Origin of the sequence: Pseudomonas sp. NPDC087598, assembly GCF_044743525.1 — a bacterium.
Taxonomy (GTDB): domain Bacteria; phylum Pseudomonadota; class Gammaproteobacteria; order Pseudomonadales; family Pseudomonadaceae; genus Aquipseudomonas.
This window is the reverse complement of record NZ_JBIUWQ010000018.1, coordinates 76,069-98,816: the sequence shown is the minus strand read 5'-3', so window position 1 is coordinate 98,816 and position 22,748 is coordinate 76,069. Positions and strand designations below refer to the sequence as shown.

The following is a 22,748-nucleotide window of genomic DNA, read 5'->3' as shown; positions in this document are numbered from 1 at the left end:
TGATCGCCAGTACGGTGAGGCCAAGTGGCAAGGGCGTTCTTACATTCTGATCGACACCGGCGGTATCTCCGGTGACGAGCACGGTATGGACGAAAAAATGGCCGAGCAGTCGCTGCTGGCCATTGAAGAAGCAGATGTTGTGCTGTTCCTGGTAGATGCCAAGGCCGGTTTTACCGCCGCCGACCAGATGATCGCCGAGCACCTGCGCAAACGTAACAAGCGTTCCCACGTGGTTGCCAACAAGGTCGACAACATCGACCCGGAAATGGCCCGCGCCGAGTTCGCCCCGCTGGGTATGGGCCACGCGATTCCGATCGCGGGTGCTCACGGTCGCGGCATCACTCAATTGCTGGAAGCCGCCCTGGGCGATTTCCCGCGTGATGATGACGAGCCTGCTGAAGGCGAAGAGGAAGAGATCGTTGCCGAAGGCGAGGAAGCCAAGCGCATTCCAGGCCCAAGCGAAAAAGACGGGATCAAGATCGCTATCATCGGCCGTCCGAACGTCGGCAAATCGACGTTGGTCAACCGCATGCTCGGTGAAGACCGGGTAATCGTCTACGACCAACCCGGCACCACGCGTGACAGTATCTACATCCCGTTCGAACGGAATGAAGAGAAGTACACGCTGATCGACACCGCCGGTGTGCGCAAGCGCGGCAAGATCCACGAAGAAGTCGAAAAGTTCTCCGTGGTCAAAACCCTGCAGGCGATCAAAGACGCCAACGTGGTGATCTTCGTGATGGACGCCCGCGAAGGTGTGGTCGATCACGACCTCAACCTGTTGGGCTTCGCCATCGAGTCGGGTCGTGCGCTGGTTATCGCGATCAACAAGTGGGACGGCATGACGCCGAGCGAGCGCGACTACGTGAAGGTCGAGCTGCAACGTCGACTGTTCTTCGTCGACTACGCCGACATCCACTTCATCTCGGCACTGCACGGTACTGGCGTGGGTAACCTCTACGCTTCCGTGCAGAACTCGTTCAAGTCGGCGGTCACCCGCTGGCCGACCAACCGTCTGACCCAGATTCTCGAAGATGCGGTTGGCGAGCACGCGCCACCGATGGTCAACAACCGCCGGATCAAGCTGCGTTACGCTCACCTGGGTGGCGCGAACCCGCCGATCATCGTGATCCACGGTAACCAGATCGAGAAAGTGCCGAAGTCGTATGTGCGCTATCTGGAGAACACCTATCGCCGTGTGCTGAAGCTGGTCGGTACGCCGATCCGCATCGAGTTCAAGGGGGGCGAGAACCCGTACGAAGGCAACAAAACCACGCTGACCGACCGCCAGGTCAACAAGAAGCGTCGTTTGATGTCGCACCACAAGAAAGCCGACAAAAAACGCCGCGACAAGAAGTGATTCATCACTTCATGTAGGAGCTGCCGCAGGCTGCGATCTTTTGATTTTGCTTTAAAGACAAGATCAAAAGATCGCAGCCTGCGGCAGCTCCTACAGGGGTCGGCAATAAGAAGGGTGCTCAAATGAGCGCCCTTTTTTTATGGGCGCCGGATGGGCTATCCTCGGGCTCTCCCGCGCCGCCGTCAGAGCCGGGTGTTGAGCAGGGAACCCCCGATGATCACCAGTAAGCTGCCGAATGTCGGCATCACTATTTTCACGCAGATGTCTCAGCTCGCGGCGCAGACCGGAGCCATCAACCTGTCCCAGGGTTTCCCTGATTTCGACGGCCCGCAGTCCTTGCGCGACGCGGTAGGTCGGCACATTGCCAGTGGCCATAACCAGTATTCGCCGATGACCGGCCTGCCGGCACTGCGTGAGCAGATTGCGGCGAAGATCGCTCGCAGCTACGGCGTGAAGGTGGATGCCGACACCGAAGTGACGGTGACGCCGGGCGCCACCCAGGCGATCTTCTGTGCGATTCAGGCGGTTATCCACAGCGGCGACGAAGTCATCGTGTTCGATCCGTGCTACGACAGCTACGAACCGGCGACCGAGTTGGCGGGCGGTCGTTGCGTGCATGTGCAACTGCGGCCTGACAATTTCTCCATCGATTTCGACAAGCTTGCTGCTGCGCTGACGCCACGGACGAAAATGATCGTCCTCAACACCCCGCATAATCCGAGCGGCGCCCTGATAAGCCGTGCAGAACTCGATCAACTGGCGGCACTGATCCGCGATCGCGACATCTACCTGATCAGCGACGAAGTCTACGAACACCTGGTGTTCGACGGCGTGCCGCATGTCAGTGTGCTGGCCCATGAAGAGCTGTATCAGCGTGCGTTCGTGGTCAGTTCGTTTGGCAAGACCTACCACGTCACTGGCTGGAAAACCGGTTACGTCGTCGCGCCCCCCGCGCTGACCGCCGAGTTGCGCAAGGTGCACCAGTACGTCAGTTTCTGCGGTGTTACCCCGCTGCAATACGCCTTGGCCGATTACATGGCCGAGCATCCTGAGCACGTCGAAGAGTTGCCGGGTTTCTATCAGGCCAAGCGTGACTTGTTCTGCGATCTGCTGGCACCGTCGCGGTTCACCTTCACTCGTGTCACCGGTACCTATTTCCAACTGGTCGATTACTCGCAGATCCGCCCGGACTTGAACGACGTCGAGATGGCGATGTGGATGACCCGCGAACACGGTGTGGCGAGTATTCCGGTGTCGGTGTTCTATCAGAACCCACCTGAAGGCCAGCGCCTCGTGCGCCTGTGCTTCGCCAAACGCGAGGAGACGCTGCGCGAAGCGGCGGCAAAACTATGCGCGATTTGAGTACGTTACCCGACCTCAATCTGGCGTTGATCCAGACCAGTCTGGCCTGGCACGACCGTCAGGCCAACCTTGAGCACTTCGACGCGTTGCTGGAACAGGCGCGTGGGGCGGATCTGATTATCCTGCCGGAAATGTTCACCACCGGTTTCTCCATGGAGTCGGAAACTCTCGCCGAAGCCGAAAACGGCCCGACCAGCAAATGGCTGAAGGCTCAAGCGGCAAAACTGAATGCGGTCATCACCGGCAGCGTGATCATTCAGGCGGCTGACGGCAGCCATCGCAATCGCCTGCTGTGGGCGCGCCCCGATGGTGAGGTGCTGCACTACGACAAGCGTCATCTGTTTCGCATGGCCGGCGAGCACAACCATTACACCCCGGGCGAGCGTCAAGTGCAGTTCGAGCTCAAGGGCTGGCGGATTCGTCCGCTGATTTGCTACGACCTGCGTTTCCCGGTGTGGAGTCGTGATGCGCAAGACACCGATCTGCTGCTGTACACCGCCAACTGGCCGGGGGCTCGGCGTCTGCACTGGAATCGTCTGCTACCTGCGCGAGCTATCGAAAACCTCTGCTACGTGGCAGCAGTAAATCGTGTGGGGACCGACGGCAAGGGCTTCGCCTACACCGGAGACAGTCAGGTGCTGGATTTCCAGGGCGAGATGTTGCTGGCGGCGGGAGAGGCGGACGGCGTGTTCAAGGCTGTTCTTGAGGCGGCGCCGCTGGCCGCTTATCGCGAGCGCTTCCCGGCGAATCTGGACGCGGACACGTTCGAGTTCACCTGATATTGATGCGATGGCGGGCAGGCCGCTTTCGCGAGCAGGCTCGCTCCCACATTTGAAACGCGACTCCTGTGGGAGCGAGCCTGCTCGCGAAGGGGGCTTTTAAATCGGTAAAAAACCATCAGGCAAAAAAAGGCCCCGGAGTTCGCACTCCGGGGCCTTTTGCATTTCAGCGACAGCTTAAGCCGCTTTCGCTTCCGGCTGGCTCAACGAGCGGTTCAGTGCACTGAACAGTGCCTTGAAGCTGGCCGTGGTGATGTTTTCATCGATGCCCACGCCGTGTACCGCGCGCTCGCCGTTCACACGCAGTTCGATGTAGGCCGCAGCCTTGGCGTTGGTGCCCGCACCGATTGCGTGTTCGTTGTAGTCCATGATCTCCACCGGAATCGGCAGGCCGGCCACCAGTGCTTCCAGCGCACCGTTGCCTTTGCCGCGCCAGTGCAGGTTGGTTTCGCCCTGACCCTTGCTTGCGACTTCCACTTCAACATTGCTGTTGCCGTTTTCTTCCTGCAGGCGATGGCTGACCAGCGCGTACGGGGTGTTGGCTTGCAGGTATTCGCTGATCAACAGCGAGTGGATCTGCTTGGCGGTCATTTCCAGGCCGAGGCGGTCGGTTTCACGCTGCACGACCTGGCTGAACTCGATCTGCATGCGACGCGGCAGGCTGATGCCGTATTCCTGCTCCAGCAAGTAGGCGATGCCACCCTTGCCCGACTGGCTGTTGACGCGGATCACCGCCTCGTAGCTGCGACCGATATCGGCCGGGTCGATCGGCAAGTACGGCACTTCCCACAGCGCGTCGGATTTCTGCTGGGCGAAGCCCTTGCGAATCGCGTCCTGGTGGGAGCCGGAGAATGCGGTGTGAACCAGGTCGCCGACGTACGGGTGACGTGGGTGAACCTGAATCTGGTTGCACTCTTCGACGACTTTGCGCACGCCGTCGATGTCAGAGAAGTCCAGTTGCGGGTCGAGGCCCTGGGTGTACATGTTCAGAGCCACGGTGACGAGGTCGACGTTACCGGTACGCTCGCCGTTGCCGAACAGGCAGCCCTCGACGCGATCGGCGCCGGCCATCAGGCCCAGCTCGGTGGCGGCCACGCCAGTGCCACGGTCGTTGTGGGTGTGCAGACTGATGAGCACGCTGTCACGGCGGTTGATGTTGCGGTGGAACCACTCAATCTGGTCGGCGTAGACGTTTGGCGTTGCGCATTCAACGGTGGCCGGCAGGTTGAGGATGATTTTGTGCTCAGGCGTCGGGTTCCAGACCTCGATCACGGCGTCACAGACTTCCTTGGCGAATTCCAGTTCGGTGGCGCTGAAGGTTTCCGGCGAGTATTCGAAAGTCCACTCGGTGTCCGGCTGCATCGCTGCGTATTTGACGAACAGCTTGGCGGCGTTGACCGCGATGGCCTTGATACCGTCCTTGTCCTGATTGAAGACAATGCGGCGGAACGACGGCGAGGTCGCGTTGTACAGGTGAACGATGGCTTTTTTCGCCCCGCGCAGGGATTCGAAGGTGCGCTCGATCAAGTCTTCACGGCCCTGAGTCAGCACCTGAATGGTGGTGTCGTCCGGGATGTGGCCTTCTTCGATGAGTGTACGCACGAAGTCGAAGTCGGTTTGCGAAGCGGCCGGGAACGAAGCTTCGATCTCTTTCACACCGACCTGCACCAGCGTCTTCCAGAAACGCAGCTTTTTCACCGCGTCCATCGGCTCGATCAACGACTGGTTGCCGTCACGCAAGTCAGAGCTGCACCAGATCGGCGCGGCATCGATGGTTTTCGACGGCCAGGTGCGATCCGGCAGATTGATGACGGGGAATGCGCGGTATTTCGAAGATGGATCTTTGAGCATGCTCATCGGGAAATTCCTTATTGTCTGGGCCGAAAAGAGGCGGCCTGCCGGTGGAACGAATGTTCTTGGAAAAGCGTGGGACGAGGCGCAGCGATTCAGCCCGGCAGTCGTGCGCTGACGAGGCACAGGCTGCGGTGCTGGCGAAGCTGAATAAGGGTGTGAGAGGTTTTCATGCCTTCAACCCTAACCGCGGGTGGGGAGGATGGCAAGCAGTCGAAAAAAATTGAGAGGAATACTCGAAAAGCGGGGTTTTGCGCGATTTTATTGTGCGTAATAAAGGTGATTGTCTGGTTTTTTGCGTGAGGTTCGGTTGAGGCGCAATTGATTTTTTGGGAATTCATTGAGTATTGCGGTGTTGTACAGGCCGCCTTCGCGAGCAGGCTCGCTCCCACAGGGGATCTTTGTTGTTAATAAGATCGAGTGTGGGAGCGAGCCTGCTCGCGAAGAGGCCGGTCGCCTCAACACATATTCAAGGTTGAAAGGCACCAATGAAAATCGCCGGATCCACCCGCGCATCATTCAGGCTGATATTCCAGTGCATGTGCGGTCCGGTCGCCCGGCCAGTCGAACCCACCTTGCCGACGACCGCGCCACGCGCCAGCTGATCGCCGACCTTCACATCAATCTTCGACATATGGCAGAACATGCTGATAAAGCCTTGGCCATGATCGACAAACACCGTGTTGCCGTTGAAAAAATAGTTGCCGGTCAGAATCACTTTGCCCGCCGCCGGAGTCTTGATCGGTGTGCCTGCCGGCACTGCGAAGTCGAGGCCGGCATGGGGATTGCGCTCTTCACCGTTGAAGAAGCGGCGTACGCCGAACTTGCTCGACAGCGGCCCGTTGACCGGTTTGTCCAGCAGCAGATTGCTCGGGGTATTCGGGCTGAAGCTGCGGTAAGCCTTGATCTGCTCGGCCAGCTCACCCTCGATGCGCTTGAGGTTGGCCGGGTTCGGGTTGACCTGCTGGGTGTTCTTCAGGGTGATGCGCTGTTCCGGGTATTTCTTGTTGCCAACGATGAACGGCACATTGCGTCCGCCACTGCTGATCTGCTGTGAGCCCGGTTTGACCGTCAGCGGCACGCCAACAATCGCCAGCCAATTGTTCTGCTCTTTCACCACCAGCACCGGTTTGCCCTGATACGTGGCTTTTGGCGCTTGAGCGGCAACGCCCAGATCAACCACCGCCACACCGCCCGGCACCGGTTTGTTCAGCAGCCGGGTGATGTAACTTTCGGCGTGGGCGTTGAAGGTCAGGCACAACAAAAACAGTGAAGCCAGAAAACGCGGCATGGATCAGTCCAGTAAAGAGAGGGTGACGGGCGTCAGGTGATTGTCCTCGACGCGAACTTGCAGTTCGCCTTCGCCGAGCTTGGCCTTCAGACGCTGACCGGTGTGAGTCTGTGCGGCGTTGCGGATCGCATGGCCGCGCTCGTCGAGCAGGATGCTGTAACCACGGCCGAGGGTCGCCAAGGGGCTGACCACATGCAGCGTCTGCATCTGACTGTGCAATTGCAGACGGCGGTTTTTCAGGCCTTCGCGCATGGCGCGGGGCAGGCGTTCGGCGAGACTGTCGAGACGTTGGCGCAGCATCGCCAGTTGCCGTCCCGGATGTTGCCCGGCAAGGCGCGTTTCCAGGCGAATCAGGCGTTCGCGGCGCGTGTTCAGATGACGTTCGAACGCGCGGCGCATGCGCATGTCCAGATCATCCAGACGCTGAGCCTGCTGGCGCAGACGTTCACCGGGATGACGCAGACGTCGGGCCATGCCTTCAAGACGCAGGCGATCACGCATCAAACGGTCACGCATGCGCATCACCAGACGGCGATGCAGGCTTTCCACCTGACGGATCAAATGGCTGGAGTCGGGTGCGAGCAACTCGGCGGCGGCGGAGGGCGTCGGTGCGCGAACGTCGGCGACAAAGTCGCTGATCGACACGTCGGTTTCATGGCCGACAGCGCTGACAATCGGCGTTACGCAGGCATCGACTGCACGGGCCACGGCCTCTTCGTTGAAGCACCAGAGGTCTTCCAGCGAGCCGCCGCCACGGGCGAGGATCAACGCATCAAAGCCGCGGGCATCGGCCATTTTCAGGGCGCGGACGATTTGTGCCGTGGCTTCGCGACCCTGCACGGCGGTCGGAATCAACGTCAGTTGAACCTGCGGCGCACGGCGGCGGAACACGCTGATGATGTCGCGAATCACCGCACCGGTCGGCGAGCTGATGATGCCGATGCGCTGCGGATGCGCCGGCAGCGGCACTTTGCGTTCGGCGCTGAACAGGCCTTCAGCACTGAGCTTTTCCTTCAGCGCATCGAAGGCCAGACGCAACGCACCGTCACCGGCAGGTTCGACGGTGTCGAGAATCAGCTGATAGTCGCCACGGCCCTCGAACAGCGAGACCTTGCCGCGCACTTTCACCGCCAGGCCGTCCTTCAGCGCCTGACGCACGCGCGCCGCGTTCTGCCGGAACAGCGCGCAACGCACTTGGGCGCCACTGTCCTTGAGCGTGAAATAGATGTGCCCGGACGCGGGGCGGGCGAGGTTGGAGATTTCGCCTTCTACCCAGATGTTGCTGAACACGTCTTCGAGCAACACCCGCGCACGGCCGTTGAGCTGGCTGACGGTCAGGACTTCACGGTCCAGGCCAAGTCTTGCAAAGGGATCTTTAATCATGGGGCGCAGTTTAAAGGCATTCGTCGTCGAATCACCATGACACAACACAAAACCCTGTGGGAGCGAGCCTGCTCCGGGCGGCGATCCGACGAAGGCATCTTATCCCTGGATATCTTCAGTGGCTGACAGACCGCTTTCGCGAGCAGGCTCGCTCCCACAAGAGGGATTGGTGAAGGTCTGGATGAACTGTTGGATCAGCGGGGAAGGATTCTGGCGGTAGGCGAGGGCGACGGTGCTGTGGCAGTCGGCATTGGCCAGCGGCAGGAATCGCACGCCGGGCGGGGCGAGGTCCTGCATCGATTCCGGCAGCAGGGCGATGCCGAATCCGGCCTGAATCAACTGCAATTGCGTGGTCTTGCGCGACATCACCCGCGCCGCTTTCGGGAAAAAGCCCTCACGCATGCACAGGTCGGCGCATAAATAGCTGAGGCCGCCGCGCTGTGGATGCGGGATGGAGATGAACGCTTCGTCCTTGAGTTGCGCAAGATCGACCGAGTGCGCTGATGCCAATTGATGATCGGCCGGAACCGCCAGCAGCAAGCGCTCAGTAAACAGCGGCACAATCTGAATACCTTCGCGCTGACGCAGCACGGGCAGGCGCAGCAAGCCAATATCGAGGCGCCCCTCGGCCAGCTCCTCAAGCTGCGCTTCCGAAGACAGTTTGCCGATGTCCAGCGACACACCTTGTTGCTGATCGAGGTAGCGACTGATGTCACGCAGCAGACGCCCACTGATCGGTACGGTGCTCGAATGACTCAGGCGCAATGTCCCAAGCTGGCCGTTACCGACCTCGGTGGCCATGGCGCTGGCCTTGTTCAGCTCGTTGAGCAGATTCCTCGCGCGCGGCAAAAATGCTTCGCCCGCTGCAGTGAGTCGAGGCTGGCGCGCAGTGCGTTCGAACAGCGGCGTTTGCAGTCGCGTCTCCATGTCTTTGACCTGTCGGCTCAATGCCGATTGAGCGATGAACAGGCGCTCGGCAGCGGCACTGAAACTGCCGCATTCGGCGATTTCCACGAAGTAACGCAGTTGGCGGGTTGAAAGCACGAGGTATGCCTTTTCGAGATGGGTGGTCGGCTTTGAAGATATTAGTCGCAACCCTCGGCGCTGGCTAAAGTCATCTCAGGTCAATAAAGGATGCGTGGCGATGAGTGTGCTGGGGCTGTTGAATGAATGGGCGTGGGGCGTCGAGGGCTGGGCGGTTATCTGCCTGGTAATCGCACTGGCCTATATCGTGTTCGGCATCGCCGGATTTGGCACGGCGCTGGTGGCGGGGCCAATTCTGATTGTGTTTATGCCGTTGTCGAAAATCGTGCCGTTGCTGGTGTTGCTGGATTTCGTTGCGGCGTTCGGCAATCTGCTGCCGTCGCGCAAGGACGTGGCCAAACCCGAATTGCTGCGGTTGCTGCCGTGCATGGCAGTGGGTTGTACGTTGGGGGTGATCTTCCTGCTCAACCTCAAATCCGATCTGTTGTTGCTGTTGATGGGGCTGTTCATCAGCGCTTATGCGGTTTACAGCCTGTGGGTCAAAGCGCGGCCGGCACAATTGTCAGCGGCGTGGGCGGTGCCGATGGGCACGATCGGCGGGCTGTTCGGGGCGCTGTTTGGCAGTGGCGGCTTTTTATATGCGATCTATCTCAACAGCCGTTTGCCTAAAGACGCGGCGCGGGCCACGCAAAGTGCGCTGATCAGTTGCAGCACGGTGGTGCGTTTGAGCCTGTTTGCCATCGCCGGTGTGTATGCCGAGCTACCCTTGTTGATGTTGGCGCTGTGTCTGTTGCCGGCCATGGCGCTGGGGTTGTGGATTGGGCGGCGGTTGACCATGCGCTTGTCTCGTGAGGCGTTTGTGCGGCTGGTGACGTGGCTGGTGCTGGCGAGCGGGATTGCCCTGATCCTGCGCTATTTCAGCACTTGACCGGATTTCGTCAGGGATTAAGCTGCCGGCCTTTAGGGCCTCTTCGCGAGCAGGCTCGCTCCTACATGGGAATGCAATCCTTGTGGGAGCGAGCCTGCTCGCGAAGGCGTCAGAAGCCATACCGCAGGACTTTCCATGAATTCGCAAAGCATCATCGTGCCGAAAATTTCCACCCTGCCGGTCCACGAACCCCGGGCCCGGGCGATCGTGCGCTGGCTGGTGCGCAAAAACATCATCAAAGAAGAGCTGACGACCTGTGGCCGCACTGGCAGCCGCATGGCTTACGCGATTGCCGATGGTGCGCGTGCCGTGGTGCTGCATCCACAGGCGTTGCCATTCGGTGAGCCGATCAACGGCCTGGAGATCGTCACCAAACGCTGCATCTATACCCCGGCCAAGGGCTTTCTCGAAGAAGCCGGTTGCGCCGAGTGTCGCCGGGAAGTAGGTGAAGCGCTGTTCGACAGCCTCGAAGACTGGATGCCAGGGCGCACCGATAACTTCACCTGCCCCGAATGCGGGCATGAAGACGACATCAACGGTTTTCTGTATTTGCAGGAATGCGCGTTTTCCAACCTTGGCTTCATCTTCAACAACTGGCTGGAAGCAGGTTTCAAGCAAAGCTTCATCGACGAATTCGCCGATTGGCTCGATCAACCTGTCTCTTGGGTCAAGGTGGAGCTGTAGGGCCGGGATCCCCGTACATCAGCAACATTGATATTAAGCTGAGTTTTACATTGAACAGCAGGGGGTGTCTGACTATAATGGCGCGCTTCCATTTTCCCGCTCGGGAGCCCCCGCGATGCTGCGTATCAGCCAAGAAGCTCTGACATTCGACGACATTCTCCTAGTGCCTGGTTATTCCGAGGTGCTTCCTAACGAAGTCAGTCTCAAGACCCGCCTTACCCGTGGCATCGAGCTGAACATTCCTCTGGTTTCTGCTGCAATGGACACCGTTACTGAAGCCCGTCTGGCAATCGCCATGGCTCAGGAAGGTGGCATCGGCATTATCCACAAGAACATGACCATCGAGCAGCAAGCTGCCGAAGTTCGCAAGGTCAAGAAGTTCGAAGCCGGCGTCGTCAAGGATCCGATCACCATCGAGGCAGATGCCACGGTTCGTGATCTGTTCGAATTGACCCGCATGCACAACATTTCCGGCGTTCCGGTACTGCACGATGGCGACCTGGTCGGCATCGTCACTTCCCGTGACGTACGTTTCGAAACCCGTCTGGAAGCCACCGTACGTGAAGTGATGACGCCTAAAGAGCGTCTGGTCACCGTGCGTGAAGGCGCCGACAAGAACGAAGTCCGCGAGTTGCTGCACAAGCACCGTCTGGAAAAAGTTCTGATCGTTGACGACAAGTTTGCCCTCAAAGGCATGATGACCGTCAAAGACATCGAAAAAGCCAAAGCCTACCCGCTGGCCAGCAAGGACGATCAAGGTCGTCTGCGCGTTGGTGCTGCTGTCGGTACCGGTAAAGACACCGGTGACCGCGTCGCCGCCCTGGTCAATGCCGGTGTGGACGTGGTGGTGGTCGACACCGCTCACGGTCATTCCAAAGGCGTGATCGACCGAGTTCGCTGGGTCAAACAGAATTTCCCTGAAGTGCAGGTGATCGGCGGCAACATCGCCACCGGCGCCGCTGCCAAGGCTCTGGCCGAAGCAGGCGCTGACGCAGTCAAGGTCGGTATCGGCCCAGGCTCGATCTGCACCACCCGTATCGTCGCCGGTGTCGGCGTTCCGCAAATCAGTGCCATCGCCAACGTCGCCGCTGCCCTTGAAGGCACCGGCGTGCCGTTGATCGCCGACGGCGGCATCCGTTTCTCCGGTGACCTGTCCAAGGCCATCGTGGCCGGTGCTTCCTGCGTGATGATGGGCTCGATGTTCGCCGGTACTGAAGAAGCGCCGGGCGAGATCGAACTGTTCCAGGGCCGTTCGTACAAGGCTTATCGCGGCATGGGCTCGCTGGGCGCCATGTCCCAGGCTCAAGGCTCTTCCGACCGTTACTTCCAGGACTCCTCGGCCGGTGCCGAGAAACTCGTTCCGGAAGGCATCGAAGGCCGCGTACCTTACAAAGGTACCCTGAGCGCGATCATTCACCAGTTGATGGGCGGCCTGCGTTCCTCGATGGGTTACACCGGCAGCGCCAACATCGAAGAAATGCGCACCAAGCCTGAGTTCGTGCGGATCACCGGCGCCGGTATGGCCGAATCCCACGTTCACGACGTGCAGATCACCAAAGAAGCGCCAAACTACCGCGTAGGTTGAGCCTTCAAGCAAATCGTTAAGCAACCGGGGCTGTTTTATTCAGCCCCGAGTTGTTTCTGAATCACGACTGTTTCTGAATTACTTAGACGAGACTGAATCATGGCCCTCGACATTCACGCTCACCGCATCCTGATCCTCGACTTCGGTTCGCAATACACCCAACTGATCGCCCGCCGCGTGCGTGAGATCGGTGTGTACTGCGAACTGCACCCGTTCGACATGGACGAAGATGCGATCCGCGAATTCGCTCCAAAAGGCGTCATCCTCGCCGGCGGCCCCGAGTCCGTACACGAAGCCAACAGCCCGCGTTGCCCGCAGGCAGTTTTTGACCTGGGCGTGCCGGTCTTCGGTATCTGCTACGGCATGCAGACCATGGCCGAGCAACTGGGCGGCAAGGTTGAAGGTTCCGAACTGCGTGAGTTCGGTTACGCCCGCGTTGACGTGGTCGGCAAGAGCCGTCTGCTCGACGGCATCGAAGACCACATCGACGCCGACGGCCTGTTCGGCCTCGACGTATGGATGAGCCACGGTGACAAAGTCACCAAGATGCCGGAAGACTTCCACATCCTCGCCAGCACCCCGAGCTGCCCGATCGCCGGCATGTTCAACGACGAGCGTGCTTACTACGGCGTGCAGTTCCACCCGGAAGTGACCCACACCAAGCAGGGCGGTCGCATCCTGTCGCGCTTCGTTCTCGACATCTGCGGCTGTGAAGCCCTGTGGACCCCGTCGAAAATCGCTGAAGACGCCATCGCCAACATCCGCGCCCAGGTCGGCACCGACAACGTGCTGCTGGGTCTGTCCGGCGGCGTTGACTCCTCGGTAGTTGCCGCGCTGCTGCACAAAGCCATTGGCGATCAACTGACTTGCGTCTTCGTCGACAACGGCCTGCTGCGTCTGCACGAAGGCGAGCAAGTGATGGCCATGTTCGCCGAGAACATGGGCGTCAAAGTCATCCGCGCCAACGCTGAAGATCAGTTCCTGAACAACCTGGCCGGCGAAGCTGATCCAGAGAAGAAACGCAAAATCATCGGCCGTACCTTCATCGACGTATTCGATGCCCAGTCGAACAAACTGGAAAACATCAAGTACCTCGCCCAGGGCACCATCTACCCGGACGTGATCGAGTCGGCTGGCGCGAAAAGCGGCAAGGCGCACGTGATCAAGTCGCACCACAACGTGGGCGGCCTGCCGGAAGAGATGAACCTGAAACTGGTCGAGCCACTGCGCGAGCTGTTCAAGGACGAAGTCCGTCGACTGGGCCTGGAACTGGGCCTGCCGTACGACATGGTCTACCGTCACCCGTTCCCGGGCCCGGGCCTGGGCGTGCGGATCCTCGGTGAAGTGAAGAAGGAATACGCCGACCTGCTGCGTCGTGCCGACCACATCTTCATCGAAGAACTGCGCAAAGCCGACTGGTACCACAAAGTCAGCCAGGCCTTCGTAGTGTTCCAGCCAGTGAAATCGGTTGGCGTGGTTGGCGATGGTCGTCGTTACGCCTGGGTCGTGGCCCTGCGTGCCGTGGAAACCATCGACTTCATGACCGCACGTTGGGCTCACCTGCCTTACGAACTGCTGGAAACCGTATCCGGCCGCATCATCAATGAAATCGAAGGCATCTCCCGCGTCACTTACGACGTGTCGAGCAAGCCACCGGCGACCATTGAGTGGGAGTGATGTGACCTTCTTGAAAAGGCGTCACTGATCACACCGCAAGCCGCAACGTATGAAAATACGTTGCGGCTTTTTCGTTTGCCGGACGCAAAAAAGCCGGTCAGTCAGGCACGCGACTTTGCAGTGTCAGTCCTGTTTCTGTCAGTCGCCGAGAAAGCGCCTGGACATCGACAAACGGGATGTCATTGATACGGGGCCAGGAGGGAACATGGATGGTGATCCGGCCATCTCCGAAATCTTCAACAGGTGTACGGACAATAAGGCCCTGCCGGCTGCGATGCACTAGCGCGTAGCCGCCAGTCGATTTTTCGAACAGGTACATGCCACTGCGGTGCAGCAGACGTTGCAGGCTATCCTCCTGCCAGATCACGGGTGGCGCTTCTATCTGCAGGCGCAGGTCTGCGTATAAATTATCGTAACCCCCGGCCATCATCCCGCCGTTGCCGCCGGGGCCACGGAATGCCTCTATTCCCGGATCGACGATGATCCCTGCCGGCTCGCCCGGATTGACCTCTTCAAGCCGCAACCCGATACCGCCCTTCAATTCACTGATTCCCGGCAGTCCCCGGAAGGTGTTGAGGTTCTGCGCAGACGTCAGTGCGATCCATTTTCCGGGTCGGTTGAGGAACTGGTCCTGCCAAAGGATGATGTTGCTCAAGTGCGTGCGCATTCTCTGCTCTTCGAGCGGCGGATAGGACGTTGTCATCTTGTAACTGGCGACGCAATCGAGCCCTTGGACCCGAACATTGTTGGCTCGGGCAACCTTGACCAGTTCCAGCGTATCGAACTGCCTGGCCGGGTCTGTGCCGAGACTGCTCAGGTATTCATTCAGTGGTGCGGACATCTCGCCCGTTGTGTAGTAGCTGTTCAGTTCGGCTTGCGCGAAATCGCCGACTACACCGCGCAGGTAAAGAACTTTGGCGTGTCGCGCGATGGCGGGCATGTTGTCGATCATGAAGCGCATGCTGGTGATGCGATCCAGAGTTTCACCCACCACCAGACCCGGCGCGTTTGCATAGAGGCTATCCAGCAGTACGCTCGTCTGCATCAACGGGGTGACTTCGGGTATCACCGGGCGGGGAGGCAAGTTGGCCCAGGAGACATCTGAAAAAAACACTCGGGCCTCCTGCCGGAGCAGCTTTCGTTTGTATGCCACAAGCGCCGTAAACGGGTCTTCGATATTCAGATGGCCCGCTGGATTGGGAGCGCTTTGAGGCCGATTGTCAGGCAGATTCAAAGCCCAACGCCTCAACACGGCTCTTTCCGCGAGAGGGATGTCGTAAGTCGTTATCAACGATCGAACCGCTTGTGTGGTGACCGGGAGGGGTTCGACCGCTGGAGAGTTCGCGAGAGGTGCGGGTTCAGATGCCGCGGGTTCGACGAGCACGGTGCACTCTTTGCCAAGGCATTGGCCGCCCCCCCGCAGCCGCAGTGCTTGCATGCGTTCCCACTGCCCGGTGGCGTTGAGGCGTACCGGCAAGGAGTGGGCAAACTGATTGGGCCGCTCAGGGTCAACGATTGCCCAGTTGCCGCTGTCCGGCGTATCAGCGAAGTAGCGCACGTAGTACGCATTGTCATTAAGCTGGATGGCGTAGGGCGGGTCGCTCTTGAGTGAATGGATGCCTTGAAATTTCCCTGGTTCACGTTGCGCAACGAGGCCATCAAGTATCACGTTGCAACGATAGTGGGCAGGAATCGGCGGAGGTCCGGGGCTTGCACTGACACTCTGCGCAGTGACTTCGACAGATGTCGGGGTGAGTTCCGTCTCGTTGCTCAATTCTGCCTCAATCGCCGCCGACACTGGTTCGGACGCTGCGGGCGCAGGATCGTCGTCCGGGGGAAACTCGAGCAGACCGGCCATCTCTTCAGCTTCGGCAAATTCAACTTGTGGGCCGACTTCCAGCATCGGGCCGGTTCCTTTCAGGAAGGGCACGTTGAACAGCATTTCGATGCCGTTCAGCACGGCGCCTTTGACGCCGGCCTTGCGTTCGGCTGCCGTCCTGCCGTTGACGGCCTGATCGATATTGAGCCCCATGTTGACGATGCCGGCGCCGATGACCGGCAGCGCCAGCGGCCAGCCAACAGCCGCCATCGGACTGAATATGCGCAGCCCGGTACTCAAATAACCGTTCCACATTTTTTTGCGCAGATCAGCATTGGACGTCAGCGACAGGCTGGCTTCCTCGGACATCGAGTGGCGGGCCGAAATGCGTAGCCAGGTGAACGCATCACGACCGATTTCAAGGTCGGTCTTGTTGATCAGATAATGCTCGGAATGACCCCACGTGCTCACCAGACGATTCATCAGGTCGGTGAAGTTCTCGTTGATGTCGTGACGGTCAGCGAAGGAGAAGTGGTTGAGAAAAATCTTGCAGCGCTTCTCGTTGTTCAATTGTTCAAGCACCCACCAGTGCAGGGCCGCCTCGTTCTCCATGACATGAAAGGCTTGGGCCTCGCCCGGCAGATACAGCGTCTGCCGCCCGCTGTCTTCAACAAAGCGCAGGATATTGACGGCGATGTGGCCGTCGATATCCAGCGCGCGCACCTCACTGCCTGCAGGGTGAGTCGACTGCAGTATTTGCAGGGTCACGGGCCAGGTGATGGGACCCATCACTGAATTGACCACGCGCTGAAAATCAGTGCCGTCCAGGTGCCCCTTTTGCAGCGCATTCACCGCCAGACTGAGAAAATTGCACTTGGCCAGCGTGCGGAAATTGTCCGATGAGGCCTGCCAGAAAGTGCTCAGTTGCTGGGTGTAACGCGTGCTGAAATCGACGTTCCAGAACGCCTTCAAAACATCGCTGCCCAGCAGTGGTACTTCATTGCTCTGATTGAAGGATTCGGTCTGCGGCCCGTCCGTGTAAAAGCCGCAGTACAGACCCAGCAGGTCTGCATTGTCCTGATCGGTCACGCGAAAGCGATGGATCACCAATTGTGTGAGGGTCAACGATTCGTAAGGTTTTTCCAGTGTGTGTTCCCAACCGGTAAACGTCAGAGCGCTGCTTTGCGCCGTCCTGAATCGGTGGAAATAGACACGGTCCGGATCGATGCCCGACAGTCCTTTGTCAGTCAGTAGCTCACTGGCGACTTCGCGGGCCGTCTCCAGCAAGCCGGGACAAGCTTGTACAAGTGTTGCAGCGATTGCCTTGAGGCTGGCCTTGTCTGCTGCGTTCGGCAGCAGGTGGCGTTCGGCTGTGTTCATGCAGTTCTTCATCCATGAGAAAACGAAGATCGAGCATGACCCATCGGCTCACGGGCCATGCACTATCCCTGTATTTTCGTTCTGGATTCAGTCCGGAAGCCGGCTCTGTAACGTCAGACCCATCTCGCTCAGGCGTTGGGACATTTCTCCGATATTGGCAAACCGGACATCGTTCACCAGCGGCCATGCCGGACGGTGCAGGGTCACGCTTCCGTCAGCCAGACTCGCCACAGGCGTATGCGCGAGCATTCCTGACTTGCTGCGGTGCAGCACGGTGTAGCTGTCGCCGACTTTTCTGAACAGGTACATGCCACGTCGATGCAGCAGGTTTTCCAGCGTCTGCTCATTCCAGTTCACCGGTTCGGCCGGCATGCGCAGGCGTAAATCGGCGCGAAGAACATCGTCATTGCTCCTTGCAGCAGCCCCATTGGCAAACGGCCCCCGGTTGATGTCGATACCCGGATCGACATCAATTTCCATGGCGTCTGCCGCGCCGACTTCCTCGATCCGCAAACCAATGCCGCCCTTGATTTCACTGAGGCCGGTAAGCCCTCTGAAGGTGTTGGTGTTCTGCGCGCCGGTCAGCACGATCCATTTTTTCGGGCTATTGAGGTAGACATCGCCGGTCATGATGTCGCTCGCCAGATAGGTGCCGATCATCTGCTCGTCAAAGGGTGACAGCGGGGATTTCATCTTGAAGCTCGCAGCACAGTCGATGCCCTGGATTCGAACGCCGTTTTCCCTGGCCACTTTGACTAGTTCCAGTGCATTGAATCGTCCCGCCGGATCGGAACCCAGGCTGGTCAGATAGGTTTGCAGATCGGCCGACAGGGAACCGGTGCTGAAATACCGGTTCAGTTCCACTTGCGCGAAATCACTGAGGATGCCGCGCATATAGAGGGTGGTTGCGTGCCGAGCCAGCGCCGGCATGTTTTCAATCAGGAAGCGCATGCTGCCAATGCGATCCAGGGTTTCCCCGATGACCAGCCCGCTGGCGGATTCAAAGAGGCGATCGATAAGCTCGGACAGGGTTATCTGCGCATTGATGGCGGGGATTGGCGCGCGAAAAGGAGGAGTGATCCATGGCAGTGAACTGAAAAACTTCTTCGCGGCGGCTTGCAGCGAAATGCGTTTATCAACCGCGTACAGCTCAAAAGGGTCTGCCATACCAAAGGCACCGTCGGCTTCCGGCACCAGTTGAGCGTGGGTTTCGTTCAGGTTCAGTGCCCAGCCTTTGATCGAACGGCGTACCGTCGGTTCGATGTCGAAGGCGGACGTCACAATGCGCACCGGACGTGATACCAGACCGGGTAGTTCGATCTCCGGTTGCAACGCCGCCGCCGGGGAACCGAGCGCAAGGTCTGGCGCGCACGGTTTGCCCGCGCATTGGCCACCGCCGCGCAAGCGCAGGGCTTGCATCCGCTCCCACTGTCCTTCGGCGTTCAGGCGAACAGGCAATGAGTGGACAAACTGATTGGGCCGGTCCGGATCAACGATGGCCCAATAGCCACCCTCATCGGTGTCACCGAAATAGCGCACGTAGTACGGGTTGTCATCCAGATGGATGGCGTAGGGTGGATCGCCCTCCAGGCGAAAGATCCCCTGAAACTGCCCGGGCTCGCGTTGCACTTCGAGCCCGTCGAGCAGCTCGTTGCACATATATTTGTCAGGAATGGGCGGTGGTGCGGAGCTTTCGGTCGGCGGCAACCAAGGGGTTTCCAGTGGCGGCGCAATCACGTCTGGCTCGACCGCAACCTCGTTTTTCTGAGGTTCGACGAGCGAATCCGGTACCTCCACTGCTGAAGCCGGCTCGTTCAGCACGGCCATTTTCGCAGCCTCCACTGCGTCCACTTCGACACCCACCTCCAGCATCGGGCCGGTGCCTTTGAGAAATGGAAGGTTGAATAGCGCGTCAATGCCACTCAACACGGCACCCAGCACGCCTGCCTTGCGTTCGCTGGAGGTTTTGCCGTTGACCGCCTGATCGATGTTCAGCCCCATGCTGGCGATGCTGGCACCAATCACCGGCAATGCGACCGGCCAGCCGACGGCGGCCATCGGGCCAAATACCTTGAGGCCGGCGCTCAAGTAACCGATCCACAGTTTTTCGCGCAGATCGCCATTGGACGTCAGCGTCAGGCTGGCTTCGGCAAACATGGCGCTGCGAGTCGAATCGCGCAGCCAACTGAAGGCATCGCCACTGATCACGGCGTTGGTTTTATTGATCAGATGATGGTCGGAGTGTCCCCATGTACTGACCAACCGGTTCATCAAATCGGTGATGTTTGTCGTCATCTGCTGGCGGTCGGCGAGTGCAAAGTGACTGAGGAAGGACTGGCGAGGGGGCTCCAGGTTCATCTGCTCAAGCACCCACCCATGCATGTCCGCCGGGGTTTCCTGCACGACGAACGCCAGCGCTTCCCCCGGCAGATAGACGACCTGCCGGCCAGTGCTACTGACGATTCGCAGCAGGCTGGTCGCCACATGTCCGTCGATATCGACAGCGCGCACGCCACTGTCTGCCGTGTGGGGCGATTGCAGCGTGGCCAGCGTTACCGGCCAGGTGACAGGCCCGATGACGGCGCCGACGATCCACTGGAAATCCGTGTCGCTCAGTTGCTCGAGTTCGAGCGCCTGTATGGCACGGCTGAGGAAGTTGCACTTGGCCAATGTGCGGAAATCATCGGCGTGCGCGTTCCAGAACGTGGTCAGTGTGTCGTTGTAGCGCGAGCTGAAATCGATGTCCCAGAAGGCTTTGAGCACTTCGTTGCCGTGCAGGCGCACTTCATTGTTGTGGTCGAAATCTTCGGTCTCGGGTCCGTCCGAGTAGAACCCTGCGTAGAGATCCAGCAGGTCGGCGTTGTCCACGTCGGTGGCGCGAAAACGATGAATCACCAATTGCGTAAGAGTCATCGATTCGTAGGGCTTTTCGCGGATATGTTCCCAGCCGGTAAACGACTGGTTGCTACTTTGGGCCGCTTTGAAACGATGGAAATAGACCCGGTCCGGATCGATGTCTGTCAGGCCTTTGAGCTCAAGCAGCTCGCGGGCCACTTGATGGGCTGCGTCGTGCAGGCTGGGGCAGGTTTGCACGACCGTCGCGGCGATGAGCTTGAGGGCGGCTTTGTCCGCTGCGTTGGGCAGAGGACGTGGTTCGGGGGCGTTCATGCTTTCTCCATCCTTGAGAAACGAAAGCCGAGCATGGCTGATTCGCCCCGGGGGAGTGCACTACATGGATACCGCACGCCGACATGCGAAACGTGTCGGGGTCAGCGCCGGGCTACGTCGGAGAAGTAGAACTTGTCCAGGGTGTGGCGGGACTCGGTGTACTCGAACTGACGGCCGTCCTGCAGGAACGTCTGGTTGCTGACCACGATCACATGGCTCTGCCCGTCGAGGTCCAGGTGCAGCAGATCATCCTTGCTGCGCGGCACGGCTTCGATGGTGCGTTGGGCATAGGCGATCTGCAGTTGCAGGGTCTGTTCGATGTAGGCGTAGATCGATTGCTCGGCGATGTCGCGAGACAAATCGGGAATCACCTCGCTGACGAAGTGGTTGATGTCGAGAATCACCCGTTTGCCGTCGATTCGCCGCACGCGTTTGACGCGGGTGATCAGGCTGCCGGGTTCGGCATTGAGGTGTTCGAGCAGGGCGCCTTCGAGCGGTATCTGAGTCAGCTCGACAACTTCGGTGCTGACGTCATTGCCCAGGCGTGGATAGGTTTCCTGAAAGCTGACGATGCCGCCAAGCTGGAATTCGATCGGGTTGGTCGAAAGAACGAACGTGCCTTTGCCATGAATTTTCTGCGCAAAACCACGCTCCTGAAGTAGCTCGATCGCCTTGCGCACGGTGCCCCGGCTGGCCTGGTAGCTGTCCATCAGCTCTGTTTCGGACGGCAGACGTGCGCCGCGTTCGAGACGTTCAGTGGTGATGCTGGCCAGCAGATCGCTATAGATCTGGTTGTATTTGCTCATGGGTAGGCTCTGTGCCGGCTGTGCTCAAAGCTTCGAACCTTAAGGGCAGGGTAGGGCTTTGTCCATGTGGACGATGGAAATCGGCTAAGGACGGGGTAGGAAGATTCGCCCACGGTCTGGCGGCAACAGACAAAAACAAACTCGTACAGACGAGTTGTTGCATTAACTCGTACAGACGAGTACTTTTCGCTTCGACGTGCTGCCAATAACAACAACCCACGGTGGAAGAACAAGCATGAGCCATGACTATCCGAAGATCGCCAGCGAGCTGCTGCAAAGCCTTGGCGGCAGTGAGAACCTCGAACAGGCCGCCCATTGCGTCACGCGCTTGCGTCTGGCCCTGAAGAATCCTGGCCTGGTCGACAGCGCCACGCTCAACCAGATCGATCTGGTCAAAGGCTCGTTTTTCACTGGCGGTCTGTATCAGGTGGTGATCGGTCCTGGCGAGGTGGAAAAGGTCTACGCCGCACTGCGTCGGCAGACCGGTCTCGCGGCGTCGACCATCGCCGACGTCAAACAGAAAAGTGCCGAAAAGATCAACGCCATGCAGCGTCTGGTGCGGGTGTTTTCCGATGTGTTCATGCCCATCCTGCCGGCGCTGATCATTGCCGGCCTGCTGATGGGCATCAACAATCTGCTCGGTGCCAAGGGCATGTTCATCGAGGGCCAGACCCTGCTGGACGCCTACCCGAAACTCGACGGGCTCTGGAGCCTGATCAATCTGATGGCCAACACCTCCTTTGTGTTTCTGCCGGCATTGGTGGGCTGGTCGGCGGCCAAGCGTTTTGGCGGCAGCGAAATCCTCGGCATCGTGCTCGGCCTGATGCTGGTGCACCCGGACCTGCTCAACGCCTGGAACTACGGCAAGGCCGTGGCCGGGCTGGACGGGCAACAAATGCCGTACTTCGACATCCTCGGCCTGTTTCAGGTGGAGAAAGTCGGTTATCAGGGGCAGATCCTGCCGATATTGCTGGCCGCGTACGTGATGAGCGTCATCGAGAAATGGCTGCGGGCGCGAGTGCCCAATGCCGTGCAATTGCTGGTGGTGCCGATCACCACCATCGTTGTCACAGGTGTGCTGGCGCTGGCGGTGATCGGCCCGGTGACCCGTCATCTCGGCATCCTGATCACCGAAGGCGTGGTCATGCTGTTTGATCTGGCGCCGATGGTCGGCGGGGCGATTTTCGGACTGCTCTATGCACCGCTGGTGATCACCGGCATGCACCACATGTTCCTGGCGGTCGATCTGCAGTTGATCTCGACCCAGGGCGGCACATTTATCTGGCCGATGATCGTCATGTCCAACCTCGCCCAGGGCAGTGCAGCGCTGGCAGTGTTCTACATGACGCGCAATGCGCGGGACAAAAGCATGGCTTCAACCTCGGCGATTTCCGCGTATTTCGGCATCACCGAACCCGCCATGTTCGGGGTCAACCTGCGCTACAAGTTTCCGTTCTACGCGGCGCTGACCGGCTCGGCGCTGGGCTGCATCTTCCTGTCGCTGAACAAGATCCAGGCCTCGGCGATTGGCGTCGGTGGTCTACCCGGTTTCATCTCGATCATTCCGCAGTTCATTCCGATGTTTGTCATCGGAATGCTGATTGCCATGGTTGTGCCGTTTGTTCTGACCTGTGCGCTGAGCATGAAGATTGTCCGCCCCGGCTACCGGGTGGCCTGAGAAAGCGTATTCG

At 59.3% G+C, this 22,748-nt stretch carries 15 protein-coding genes; 8 read left to right on the top strand and 7 right to left on the bottom strand.

Going from position 1 to position 22,748, the window contains the following annotated elements:
• From der to ACIOWE_RS12700, 3 genes are all read left to right on the top strand, one after another.
• A partial coding sequence (gene der, locus ACIOWE_RS12710) for a ribosome biogenesis GTPase Der (RefSeq protein WP_401391633.1) occupies window positions 1-1,360 on the top strand: 1,360 nt, incomplete at its 5' end.
• A gap of 213 nt (window positions 1,361-1,573) precedes the next feature.
• Window positions 1,574-2,722: a pyridoxal phosphate-dependent aminotransferase gene (locus tag ACIOWE_RS12705; protein ID WP_401391629.1), complete on the top strand. Its 1,149-nt coding sequence runs from the start codon at window positions 1,574-1,576 to the stop codon at window positions 2,720-2,722.
• The gene (locus tag ACIOWE_RS12700; protein WP_401391626.1) at window positions 2,710-3,501 is read left to right on the top strand and encodes an amidohydrolase; all 792 of its coding nucleotides are present in this window, start codon (window positions 2,710-2,712) and stop codon (window positions 3,499-3,501) included. Before ACIOWE_RS12705 ends, ACIOWE_RS12700 begins: the two co-directional genes overlap by 13 nt.
• A gap of 177 nt (window positions 3,502-3,678) precedes the next feature.
• Here ACIOWE_RS12700 and leuA read toward each other — a convergent pair whose 3' ends face one another.
• From leuA to ACIOWE_RS12680, 4 genes are all read right to left on the bottom strand, one after another.
• The gene (gene leuA, locus ACIOWE_RS12695) at window positions 3,679-5,358 is read right to left on the bottom strand and encodes a 2-isopropylmalate synthase (RefSeq protein ID WP_401391623.1); all 1,680 of its coding nucleotides are present in this window, start codon (window positions 5,356-5,358) and stop codon (window positions 3,679-3,681) included.
• A 463-nt stretch (window positions 5,359-5,821) separates the two neighbouring features.
• Window positions 5,822-6,643, bottom strand: coding sequence for a peptidoglycan DD-metalloendopeptidase family protein (locus ACIOWE_RS12690; RefSeq protein WP_401391620.1), 822 nt, complete (start codon window positions 6,641-6,643; stop codon window positions 5,822-5,824).
• 3 nt (window positions 6,644-6,646) lie between these two features.
• Window positions 6,647-8,026: an exodeoxyribonuclease VII large subunit gene (gene xseA, locus ACIOWE_RS12685; protein ID WP_016984362.1), complete on the bottom strand. Its 1,380-nt coding sequence runs from the start codon at window positions 8,024-8,026 to the stop codon at window positions 6,647-6,649.
• A 99-nt stretch (window positions 8,027-8,125) separates the two neighbouring features.
• Window positions 8,126-9,070 (bottom strand): LysR family transcriptional regulator, encoded by a 945-nt coding sequence (locus tag ACIOWE_RS12680; RefSeq protein ID WP_401391617.1) that lies wholly within the window; start codon window positions 9,068-9,070, stop codon window positions 8,126-8,128.
• A gap of 100 nt (window positions 9,071-9,170) precedes the next feature.
• Here ACIOWE_RS12680 and ACIOWE_RS12675 point away from each other — a divergent pair, with 100 nt between their 5' ends.
• The 4 genes from ACIOWE_RS12675 to guaA all read left to right on the top strand — a co-directional run bounded on the left by ACIOWE_RS12675 (window position 9,171) and on the right by guaA (window position 13,884).
• Window positions 9,171-9,938, top strand: coding sequence for a sulfite exporter TauE/SafE family protein (locus ACIOWE_RS12675; RefSeq protein ID WP_401391614.1), 768 nt, complete (start codon window positions 9,171-9,173; stop codon window positions 9,936-9,938).
• Between the two features lie 135 nt (window positions 9,939-10,073).
• A complete protein-coding gene (locus ACIOWE_RS12670; RefSeq protein ID WP_401391611.1) occupies window positions 10,074-10,622 on the top strand; it encodes a sugar ABC transporter ATPase in 549 nt (182 codons plus the stop codon).
• Between the two features lie 115 nt (window positions 10,623-10,737).
• A complete protein-coding gene (gene guaB, locus ACIOWE_RS12665; protein ID WP_201236930.1) occupies window positions 10,738-12,207 on the top strand; it encodes an IMP dehydrogenase in 1,470 nt (489 codons plus the stop codon).
• A gap of 99 nt (window positions 12,208-12,306) precedes the next feature.
• Window positions 12,307-13,884 carry a glutamine-hydrolyzing GMP synthase gene (gene guaA, locus ACIOWE_RS12660; protein ID WP_007956663.1) on the top strand — a complete coding sequence of 526 codons (1,578 nt, stop codon included), beginning with the start codon at window positions 12,307-12,309 and terminating at the stop codon, window positions 13,882-13,884.
• Between the two features lie 97 nt (window positions 13,885-13,981).
• On the opposite strand, the gene ACIOWE_RS12655 is transcribed toward guaA, so the two are convergent.
• The 3 genes from ACIOWE_RS12655 to treR form a co-directional block, all read right to left on the bottom strand.
• The gene (locus ACIOWE_RS12655) at window positions 13,982-17,083 is read right to left on the bottom strand and encodes a membrane-targeted effector domain-containing toxin (RefSeq protein ID WP_401391606.1); all 3,102 of its coding nucleotides are present in this window, start codon (window positions 17,081-17,083) and stop codon (window positions 13,982-13,984) included.
• A gap of 87 nt (window positions 17,084-17,170) precedes the next feature.
• Window positions 17,171-20,251 carry a membrane-targeted effector domain-containing toxin gene (locus ACIOWE_RS12650; protein WP_401391603.1) on the bottom strand — a complete coding sequence of 1,027 codons (3,081 nt, stop codon included), beginning with the start codon at window positions 20,249-20,251 and terminating at the stop codon, window positions 17,171-17,173.
• A 101-nt stretch (window positions 20,252-20,352) separates the two neighbouring features.
• Complete coding sequence (gene treR / locus ACIOWE_RS12645; protein WP_401391600.1) at window positions 20,353-21,057, bottom strand: trehalose operon repressor; 705 nt, start codon at window positions 21,055-21,057, stop codon at window positions 20,353-20,355.
• A 235-nt stretch (window positions 21,058-21,292) separates the two neighbouring features.
• Between treR and treP the strand changes: the two genes are divergently transcribed.
• Window positions 21,293-22,735, top strand: a complete 1,443-nt coding sequence (gene treP / locus ACIOWE_RS12640) for a PTS system trehalose-specific EIIBC component (protein WP_401391597.1) — start codon at window positions 21,293-21,295, stop codon at window positions 22,733-22,735.
• Window positions 22,736-22,748: the final 13 nt, after the last annotated feature.

Coding starts and splice junctions, on each gene's coding strand:
- ACIOWE_RS12705 (WP_401391629.1), top strand. CDS start 1,574: ATGATCACCAGTAAGCTGCCGAATGTCGGCATCACTATTTTCACGCAG.
- ACIOWE_RS12700 (WP_401391626.1), top strand. CDS start 2,710: ATGCGCGATTTGAGTACGTTACCCGACCTCAATCTGGCGTTGATCCAG.
- leuA (WP_401391623.1), bottom strand. CDS start 5,358: ATGAGCATGCTCAAAGATCCATCTTCGAAATACCGCGCATTCCCCGTC.
- ACIOWE_RS12690 (WP_401391620.1), bottom strand. CDS start 6,643: ATGCCGCGTTTTCTGGCTTCACTGTTTTTGTTGTGCCTGACCTTCAAC.
- xseA (WP_016984362.1), bottom strand. CDS start 8,026: ATGATTAAAGATCCCTTTGCAAGACTTGGCCTGGACCGTGAAGTCCTG.
- ACIOWE_RS12675 (WP_401391614.1), top strand. CDS start 9,171: ATGAGTGTGCTGGGGCTGTTGAATGAATGGGCGTGGGGCGTCGAGGGC.
- ACIOWE_RS12670 (WP_401391611.1), top strand. CDS start 10,074: ATGAATTCGCAAAGCATCATCGTGCCGAAAATTTCCACCCTGCCGGTC.
- guaB (WP_201236930.1), top strand. CDS start 10,738: ATGCTGCGTATCAGCCAAGAAGCTCTGACATTCGACGACATTCTCCTA.
- guaA (WP_007956663.1), top strand. CDS start 12,307: ATGGCCCTCGACATTCACGCTCACCGCATCCTGATCCTCGACTTCGGT.
- ACIOWE_RS12655 (WP_401391606.1), bottom strand. CDS start 17,083: ATGAACACAGCCGAACGCCACCTGCTGCCGAACGCAGCAGACAAGGCC.
- ACIOWE_RS12650 (WP_401391603.1), bottom strand. CDS start 20,251: ATGAACGCCCCCGAACCACGTCCTCTGCCCAACGCAGCGGACAAAGCC.
- treR (WP_401391600.1), bottom strand. CDS start 21,057: ATGAGCAAATACAACCAGATCTATAGCGATCTGCTGGCCAGCATCACC.
- treP (WP_401391597.1), top strand. CDS start 21,293: ATGAGCCATGACTATCCGAAGATCGCCAGCGAGCTGCTGCAAAGCCTT.